Below are 8,367 nucleotides of genomic sequence, written 5' to 3' on the forward strand. Positions count from 1 at the left end.
AGCGCTTCCCCGGCCGCCGACTCTCCAAAGGGGGACGCAAGCCGTGCCGCGTTGGTGGAAGGGCCGCGCAGCGCGAGGCGGCGTGCGCTCGACCCGTACGCCCAGGCCGTCGAAGGCCAGGTCGACTGGGGCCGCGCCTGGCGACCACGTCGGACAGGTTGCCGTGCTCGACGCCGTCGTCCCCCGAATAGAGCAGCGAGGAGAACCCGTGCCCGCCCGGCTCGTCCGACACGGCCGGGACGACGGTGAGCCAGGGGAACCCGTCCGCCAGTTTGGTCAGGTCCTCCAGGTCGTAGAGGCCGTCGCGGCTGCGGGCGCCGAAGAACAGGTGCACGCGCGGCGGGACGGCACGGCGGGATATCTGCTCCAGGATCGCCTTGAGCGGGGCCAGGCCGGTGCTGCCCGCGACGAGCAGGACGTCCCGCGGGGAGCTCTCGTCCAGCGTGAGCGTGCCGATGGGGGCGCCCATGCGGACGCGGTCGCCGATCTGGGTCCCGCGGACCAGCACGGGGCTCACGGGGCCGCCGTCCACCAGCCGGACGTGGAAGTCGACGGAGTGGTCGGGTCGCGGCGCGTTCGCCATCGAGTAGTACCGCCAGTGCCGCAGCCGGGACGGCACTTCGAGCGCCACGGACTGGCCCGGCGTGTACGGCAGGGGCCGGTCGGGCTGGATCCGGAGGACGCTGATGTCGAACCGGCGGCGCTCGACCGCGATGACCTGGCCGTTCCACCAGGCGGGGCTGTTGAGGGCGTTCTCGTCGGCCGCCTCCAGCATGACCTTGGCGACGAGGCCGTAGGCGGCGCTCCAGTCGCGTTCGAGGTCGTCGGTCCAGGCCGTCCCGGAGAAGTGCCGCAGGGTCGCCAGGAGGCTGGCCCCGACGTGCGGGTAGTGCTCGGCCACGATGCCGAACCTGCGGTGGTCACGGCCGAGCTGCTGCAGGAACGGGACGAGGACGGCCAGGTCGTCCACCTGGGACACGATGTGGCCGAGGGCGCGCAGCAGCTTGTCGCGCTGCCCGCTCATCCCGATGGGGAACATGTCCCGCAGGTGGGGATTGCGGACGAAGAGGTCGGAGTAGAAGAACAGCGCGACGGCGTCGCCGTTCTCGGCGACCTGCGCGAAGCTGGTCTTGAGTCGCTGGGAGTCCACGGATCAGGCGACGGGCTCCGCCGCGGCCTCCGACATGACCTTCGCGACGACGCCGTAGGCGGTCGTCCAGTCGCGTTCGAGGTCGGCGTTCCAGTCCGGACCGCTGAAGTGGGCGAGGGTGGCGAGCAGGCTGGCGCCGACGGGCGCGTAGTGCTCGGCGACGACGCCGAAGTCGTTGTGGCGGCGGCCGAGGTCGCTGAGGAAGGGGACGAGCGCGTCGGGGTCGTCCACGGTCGAGACGATCTGGGACAGCGCCGCGAGCAGCACCTCGTGCTGCTTGGCCATCGACGCGGGGAACATCCGTCTGAGCTGCGGGTCCCGCGCGAAAAGGTCGGCGTAGAAATATTCGGCGACGTCCAGGCCGTTCGCGGCCACCAGGCCGAAATTGTCTTTGAGTTTCTGGGGATCCATGCGTCGCACCTCTCCGGCGGTTCTCCGTACCGGACGGGGGGAGTCCGGTGAAGGAGCCGGAGAACCGCAGGGCCATATGGGTAGTGGATGACCCCAGGTCACACAAGCCCGCCAGCGTCGCCGGGTCATCACGGTCGGTGCACGCCGATCCCCTCCGAATACGCGTCACCGGCGCGGACGTGAAGTCTCCAAACGGTTATAGGCGGGGGGAAGACGGCGGAGACCGCACCCGCTGTCTTGCCCGAAATGGTGAGCACTGGGCGGTGTCACGTTCCAAGGGAAATGTGACGCGCGTCACGCGCCCACGGAAGCGGCGCCCTCCCGCCCGACCGGAGGCACTGAGTGCCGCGGGCCCCTGTGACCGCGGCACCCAGCCGTCCTCCGCGAGCGGACTCCTGCGACCCGCTCCGGCCGCTCCCTGGCCTCGCCGGACCTCACCGATGGCGGCGAGGCCGCCGACCTCCCCGGTCGCCCCCGAAACGGTGGCCGCCGAGTTCGTCCGTCACGACGAGAGGGCACTCGACCCGGCGCACAACGGAGCGCCGCCCATAACGCCGGCAACGTCCCGCCGGCCGACTTTTCCTGCTTCTTCTCATGGGATAATCGCGCCTTAACCCTCCGCACCCGTTCGGTGCGATCCGAGTGGGCCGGCCCCGCATTTCCTGTCCGGGCGTCTCGGGCAGCCCATAAGAGAAAAGGAGCCGCGGCGGCGTGAGCCGTCCCGGCGGGCGCACACCGCCCCTGACCTGGCGATCTTGCGACCGCTGGCCGTTCCCCCGGTGAAGGCGTTAATCTTCGGCTGCCGCCTGATCATCCGGAAAGGCGGCGTTCGGACAATGGGCCGACATCCCCGCCCCGAGGAAGGCACACCATGGCTCTTCGGTTCACCTCCCGCGCCGTCGGCGCCCTCGCCGTCACGGCGCTCGCGACGACAATTCTCACGTCGGGGTGCGGCGGTGACGACAAAGACGGCGGTGATGACGTGTTCCGAGCTCCGTCCCAGTCGCCCTCGGCTACCGCACAGGAGGACACCGACCCCGGCACTCGGGAGGGGATCGAGGGCGCGCGGGCCGCGCTCCAGGCGTTCCTGCGCGGCCAGGCCGCCGGGGACCAGGGGGTGTGCCGCTACGTCGCGAAGGACGGCGACTTCCTCCGGGGCCCCGCGCTCCGCGGCGACTGCCCGGCCGGTGTCCGCAACACGCCGCACCTCCTCCGGCCGCAGGAGCGGCAGGCCCTCCGGACCGTGTCCGTGAAGGGCGGCCGGCTGGTGGACGAGGAGGCGGTCATCCCGTTCTCCGCTCTGCACTCGCAGAGCGGGTCCATGACCGAGCGCACCCTCCAGGACGAGTTCACCCTGCGCCACAACGGGGAGATCTGGCAGATCGTGAAGTGACACCGGACGCCCCGCCGCTCAGGGCCGGTACATGTTGATCCAGTCGACCGAGAGGGTCACGTCGGCCTTCCGGCTGACCCCCTTGGTCGTCAGCTTGGTCATCTGCGGGAACCAGTCGAGCTGGATGGCCTGCCCCATCTTTCCGGGCGGCAGGGCCTCCCGCTTCGAGGTGTGGAACCACCTGCGCCCGTCCACGTAGCCCGTGATGCCCCTGGAGTTCCACTCCACCGCGAAGGCGTGCCACTTGGTCAGGTCGATGCGCAGGTGGGAGTTCAGGCGCTGGGACTCCTTCTCGGGTCCGTAGTGCAGGAAGAAGTTGGTCCCGTTGCGCAGCCCCTTGTCGCCATAGGTCTCCATCCAGTCGATCTCCCCGCCGCCGTTCTGCGGGTCGGTGCCGCCACCGCCGCCGACCGGCCACAGCAGCAGGTTGGCGTTGTAGCAGGCGCAACCGCGGCTCACCTTGACGCGGGCCTCCCAGCGGCCCTCCTTCTGGGCGCCCTTCATCCAGGCGACGCCCCCGGTGTCGCCGTTGCGCTTGCCGGTGATGCGCAGGACGCCGTTCCGGACGGTCACCGCCTTGGCGACGCGGCGGCCGCGGCCGCCGTTGCCCGGTCCGGTGTAGACCTCCCAGGCGCGCCGGTCGAAAGTGCGGAAGCCGTCGAAGGCGATCGGGCGTCCCCACCCGTAGCGCCGCGCCGCGGTCGCGGTGGGCCGCTTCTTCTTCGCGTGCTCGGAGTCCCAGGTGTCCTCGTGGGCCCGCGGGCCCGGCTTCCCGTAGGCGATGGCGGGCGCGGACCTCTCCAGGGCTCCGACGGCGCGGGCGGGAGCCGGGTCCGGGCCCGTCCCCGAGGCGCCGGCGAGCGCGAGCGAGCAGCCGGCGGCCAGGACCCCGCCGGTGATCATGGCCATTCTGTTTCGGGTCGGCAAAAGCATGGCGTTCCTCCGGGCGGCGAAATAGACGAAGGCCCGGCCATAAAGGCGCCGTCCTTCATGCGCTTCGTTCACCGGAACGCTATGCGGGGCCGCCGGGCGTCCCTAGGGCCCTAGGGCCCTAGCGGCGGGGGTCGCGGGCCCCAATCGCGGAGGCCCTGCTCAGCCGCCCGGAGGCATGCCGAGCCAGGTCACGATGGCCGTGGCCCGGTTCGGCGCGCCGAGTTTCGCATAAATGCGATTGATGTAGTTCTTGACGGTTTTCTCGGTGAGAAATAGCTTGGCCGCGATGTCGTGATTCGCATGACCGCGCACGATCAGATCCATGACCTGGACCTCGCGGGCGGAAAGGCCGAAACGCGCGCGCTGCTCGGCCGGATCGGCCGCGGGCGCCGCCGGCCGGCCCGTCCGCGCGGCGTCGATGAGCGCGGCGCTGGCCGCGTGCGAGAGGGGGTGGGCCCGGTGCCGGACGGTGTCCCGGATCGCCGCGGCGAGCTCGTCCACCGTGAAGGTGTTGTGCACGAGGTAGCCGACGGCGCCGTTGCGGACGGCCGACAGGATCACCTCCGGCTCCTCCACCTGGGTGAGCATGATCACGCGGCTGGTCCGGCTCAGCGCGGCGGCGGCGCTCACCCCGTCGACGCGCGGCATCCGGACGTCGAGCAGCACCACGTCGGGCACCAGCCGCCAGGCCATCTCCTCGGCCTCGCGCCCGTCGCCCGCCTCGCCCACCACCTCGATGTCGTCGGTGGCCTCCAGCGCGGAGGTGAGGCCGGCGCGAATGAAGGCGTTGTCGTCCACGACCATGACGCGGTACCGCACGGGCTCGTCCATCACCGGCTCCCGAGCGCGGCCCGCGCGGGCTCGGACTCCGGCCCCGCCGGCATCGACGCGGTGACCTCGGTGCCGCCTCCCGGGACGGAGCGCACGGCCAGCCGGCCGCCCGCCCTTCGGGCCCGCTCGTGCATGCCCACGAGGCCGTAATGGCCGCCGCGGGCGAGCTCGTCCAGCCAGCCGGGGTCGTCCGGCCGTCTGGACATGCCCTTACCGTCGTCCCGCACGCGCACCTCCAGGTCGCCGTCGTTGACCGCCGTGACGATGTCGACGCGGGACGCCTCCGCGTGCCGTCCCACGTTCTCCAGCGCCTCCCGCACGATCGTGATCATCTCGCGCCGCGCCGGCGCCGGGAGGTCCGCGCCCGCCTCGGCGTCCACCCGCACCGGGACGCCGGTGCGGCCCTCCCACTCCCCCGCCAGCACCCGCACGGCGTCGCCCAGCGGGACGCCGGCGGAGTCGTCGCGCAGCTCGGCGATGAGCGAGCGCGCCTCGCGGGTGGCGACCTGGGCCGCCGTGGCGATGCGCCGCGCCTCCCGCTCGGCGCGGTCGGGGGACTTGCGGACCCAGCCGGGAAGGCCGTTCGCCGACAGGGCGATGCCCGACAGCGTCGCGGTCAGCGAGTCGTGCATCTCGCGGGCCAGCCGGGTGCGCTCCTCGGCGGCCATCGCCTCCGCCTCCATCCGCCAGCGCGTCTCCTCTGCGGAGGCGTGCTCGTCGAACAGGCGGCGCAGCACCGTGCCGACGAGCGCCGCGACCCCGTAGAAGACGGGCAGCATGACGAGCAGCGGCATGGCGATGTCGCCGCCGTCGTCGGAGGGCGCGTTGCGGTAGAGCGCCGCGTAGTACAGGACGGCCTGCTGCGCGCACAGCAGCGCGGTGACCGGCCACCGGTACAGCAGCCCGGCGAGACCGGCGGTCACCACCGTCACGAGGAAGTAGGGGCCGAAGATCCCGCCCACCTGCAGCACCGCGTAGCCGATGAGGACGTCGAAGGCCAGCAGCGCGGGCTGCTCGAACAGCCGCAGCACGACCTTCTCCCAGCCCGCCAGCACCACGCCGGAGACCACGGCCGCGAGGACGAGCACGCCGAGCGCCCAGGGGTCGCCGCGCACCTGCCCGTCCACCACCACGGTCACCCCGATGACCAGCACGCGCAGCTGCATCAGCAGGACGAACGTGGTCCCGACCCTGGTCTCAACGGAACGCCGCAAGGCAGACGGAACGGATGCACCGGAGCGCGGCATCGCGGGGGCCCCTCCAGTTGACGAGCGCCGAGTCATGACGCCATTGATCTTGTCAAAGACCGCACAGCGAACATTAGTCATTCCGGACGAGGAGATCGCTACGATGCCTACGAGAACAGGCGTTCCCGTTCGCGGGAGGACACCGGTGACGGCTCCGAGAGCGGTCCCGCAACCGGAGGAGGCGCATGATCCGGCTGATCTGCTCGACCTCATGCGCCACCTGCAGCAATGGTCCGGTCTGCCCCTTTCCGAGCTTGAGGAGCGAATGAACGCCGACGGCGTGGTCGTCCCCTCCGGGCTTGACGCGCTCCTCAGCGGGCACACGCTGCCGAGCCGGGGGCTGGTGACCTCCTTCGTGGCCACATGCGGCCTCGTGCCGGACGAGCGCAAGCGGTGGCTGCGGGTCTACGACCGCCTGTGCGGCCCCGCCGTCATGGAAGGCGACCGGCGCGGTGTGGAAGGCGACCGGCGCGTCGCGGGACGGCCGGCGCTGAACCTCGGCCCCGCGGCGCCTCCGCCGCCGACCCCGGCTCCCCGCCCCGCCCCGGCTCCCGTCATGGCCTCCGCCCCGCCTTCCGGGAGCGGCTCCTCCGGCAGCCGATCCTCCGGGAGCGGCTCCTCCGGGCGGCACGCGGCGACGCCGCCGGGCCCGCGGCACCGCAAGAAAGCCTCGCGCGGGCAGGCCGACCGCCGGCCGGTGTCGCTCATGGTGGCGGCGCCCGCGATCATCACGCTCGGCGTGGTGGTCACGACGCTGGCGGGGGTGTTCGGCGGTGGGGGCGGAGGCAAGCCCCACCGGCCGCAGGCCTCGCCGGGCGCGTCCGCCAAGTCGGCGGCGCCCCCGGCCGGGTGGTACACGATCATGCCCATCACCGGCGAGCGGACCGGCGACTGCCTGTCGATCCTCCCGGACGAAGAACTCCTCCCGCAGCTGGCGCAGGACAAGTGCGTGGCGGAGGACAGGCTCCAGCGGATACGGCTCGCCTCCGTCCCCGGCGGCGCCGGGACGTTCCAGCTGAAGGCGTGGACGCCGAAGGGCAAGCTGTGGTGCGCGACGCTCGACGAGAAGACCGAGCGGGCCACGCTGCACATGAAGGAGTGCGGAGACGACGATCCGCTGCAGCGGTTCGGGCTGACGCCGGCGGGCAAGCCGGTGAAGGGCGGGCAGCTGTTCGACATCGTGCCGGAGGCGACCCGGGACCACCGCATGTGCATGGGCGTCGACATCCGGATCAGCGGAGGGCTGGAGACGATCCTCGCCTCGTGCGGCAACACCGGAGTGCGCGGCTACCTCTTCACACCCGCCTCCGAACCGTGACCGCGGCCGGTCAGTCGAGGTCGCGCAGGCGCTGGCTGACGACCTGGGTGACGCCGTCGCCGCGCATGCTGACGCCGTAGAGGGCGTCGGCGCCCTCCATGGTGCGCTTCTGGTGCGTGATCACGATCAGCTGTGACGACTCGCGCAGCTCCTCGAAGACCGTGATGAGCCGCTGGGTGTTGGTGTCGTCGAGCGCGGCCTCGACCTCGTCCAGCACGTAGAACGGGGACGGGCGCGCCTTGAACACGGCGACGAGGAACGCGATGGCCACCAGGGACCGCTCGCCGCCCGACAGCAGCGACAGCCGCTTCACCTTCTTGCCGGGCGGGCGCGCCGCGACCTCGACGCCCGTGGTGAGCATGTCGCCCGGCTCGGTCAGCGACAGGCTGCCCTCGCCGCCGGGGAACAGCCGGGCGAAGATCCGCTCGAACTCGCGGGCGGTGTCCTCGTAGGCGGTGCCGAACACCTGCTGGACGCGGTCGTCGACCTCCTTCACGAGGCCGAGCAGCTCGCGCTGGGTCTTCTTCAGGTCCTCCAGCTGCGAGGTGAGGAACGCGTGCCGCTCCTCCAGGGCGGCGAACTCCTCCAGCGCGAGCGGGTTGACCTTGCCGAGCTGGTTGAGCTGCCGCTCGGCGGCCTTGGCGCGCTTCTCCTGGACGGCCCGCTCGTACGGGACGGGCCGCGCGTCCTCGCCCTTGTCCGGGTCGGCCGGGACGGGCTGGTCGGGCCCGTACTCCGACACCAGCGCCTCGACCTCCAGGCCGAACTCCTCCAGGGCCCGCTGCTCGAACTGCTCCAGCCGCAGCCGCTGCTCCGCGCGGGCGACCTCGTTGCCGTGCACGACGTTGACGAGGCGTTCGAGCGCCGAGGACAGCTCGCGCACCTGCCCGCGGACCACCTTCAGCTCCGCCTCGCGCGCCGCCTTGGCCTGCTCCGCGGCCTCGCGGCGGCGCACCGCCGCGGCGAGCGAGTGCTCGATGCGCTCCAGGGCCGCGCGGGCCCCCCGCAGGACGGCCTTGGCGACCCGGGCCTGCTCCTCCCGGCGGGCGGGCTCTTCAGAACGCACGGCAGCGAATAAAACGTC

Annotated in this window: 8 protein-coding genes; 2 read left to right on the forward strand and 6 right to left on the reverse strand. The window is 72.1% G+C overall.

The window, feature by feature from the left end; genetic code table 11:
• Both AB0C69_RS33160 and AB0C69_RS33165 read right to left on the reverse strand, forming a co-directional pair.
• Nucleotides 1-1,150, reverse strand: a 1,150-nt coding sequence (locus tag AB0C69_RS33160; RefSeq protein ID WP_360358864.1) for a globin domain-containing protein, incomplete at its 3' end; no start/stop codon positions are given.
• A gap of 3 nt (nt 1,151-1,153) precedes the next feature.
• Nucleotides 1,154-1,561, reverse strand: a complete 408-nt coding sequence (locus AB0C69_RS33165) for a globin domain-containing protein (protein ID WP_360358865.1) — start codon at nt 1,559-1,561, stop codon at nt 1,154-1,156.
• Between the two features lie 871 nt (nt 1,562-2,432).
• On the opposite strand from AB0C69_RS33165, the gene AB0C69_RS33170 reads away from it, so the two are divergent.
• Nucleotides 2,433-2,954 (forward strand): hypothetical protein, encoded by a 522-nt coding sequence (locus AB0C69_RS33170; protein ID WP_345174974.1) that lies wholly within the window; start codon nt 2,433-2,435, stop codon nt 2,952-2,954.
• Between the two features lie 18 nt (nt 2,955-2,972).
• Here the strand turns inward: AB0C69_RS33170 and AB0C69_RS33175 are convergent, their stop codons facing one another.
• The 3 genes from AB0C69_RS33175 to AB0C69_RS33185 form a co-directional block, all read right to left on the reverse strand.
• Nucleotides 2,973-3,863, reverse strand: a complete 891-nt coding sequence (locus AB0C69_RS33175) for a glycoside hydrolase family 16 protein (RefSeq protein ID WP_360358866.1) — start codon at nt 3,861-3,863, stop codon at nt 2,973-2,975.
• A gap of 183 nt (nt 3,864-4,046) precedes the next feature.
• On the reverse strand, nt 4,047-4,718 hold the full coding sequence (locus AB0C69_RS33180; protein ID WP_353834110.1) for a response regulator: 672 nt from the start codon (nt 4,716-4,718) through the stop codon (nt 4,047-4,049).
• A complete protein-coding gene (locus AB0C69_RS33185; RefSeq protein WP_345174970.1) occupies nt 4,718-5,932 on the reverse strand; it encodes a histidine kinase in 1,215 nt (404 codons plus the stop codon). The genes AB0C69_RS33180 and AB0C69_RS33185 overlap by 1 nt, the downstream gene beginning before the upstream one ends.
• Before the next feature lie 298 nt (nt 5,933-6,230).
• Between AB0C69_RS33185 and AB0C69_RS33190 the strand changes: the two genes are divergently transcribed.
• A complete protein-coding gene (locus tag AB0C69_RS33190) occupies nt 6,231-7,283 on the forward strand; it encodes a hypothetical protein (RefSeq protein ID WP_360358867.1) in 1,053 nt (350 codons plus the stop codon).
• A 10-nt stretch (nt 7,284-7,293) separates the two neighbouring features.
• Here the strand turns inward: AB0C69_RS33190 and AB0C69_RS33195 are convergent.
• The coding region (locus AB0C69_RS33195; RefSeq protein ID WP_360358868.1) for an AAA family ATPase at nt 7,294-8,367 on the reverse strand (1,074 nt) is incomplete at its 5' end.

This window comes from Actinomadura sp. NPDC048032, from assembly GCF_040653175.1.
GTDB classification, from domain to species: Bacteria; Actinomycetota; Actinomycetes; order Streptosporangiales; family Streptosporangiaceae; genus Spirillospora; species Spirillospora verrucosospora.

Bases quoted from the DNA above. Each gene is read 5' to 3' on its own strand.
- AB0C69_RS33165 (WP_360358865.1), bottom strand. From the start codon at position 1,561: ATGGATCCCCAGAAACTCAAAGACAATTTCGGCCTGGTGGCCGCGAAC.
- AB0C69_RS33175 (WP_360358866.1), bottom strand. From the start codon at position 3,863: ATGGCCATGATCACCGGCGGGGTCCTGGCCGCCGGCTGCTCGCTCGCG.
- AB0C69_RS33190 (WP_360358867.1), top strand. From the start codon at position 6,231: ATGAACGCCGACGGCGTGGTCGTCCCCTCCGGGCTTGACGCGCTCCTC.
- AB0C69_RS33180 (WP_353834110.1), bottom strand. From the start codon at position 4,718: ATGGACGAGCCCGTGCGGTACCGCGTCATGGTCGTGGACGACAACGCC.
- AB0C69_RS33170 (WP_345174974.1), top strand. From the start codon at position 2,433: ATGGCTCTTCGGTTCACCTCCCGCGCCGTCGGCGCCCTCGCCGTCACG.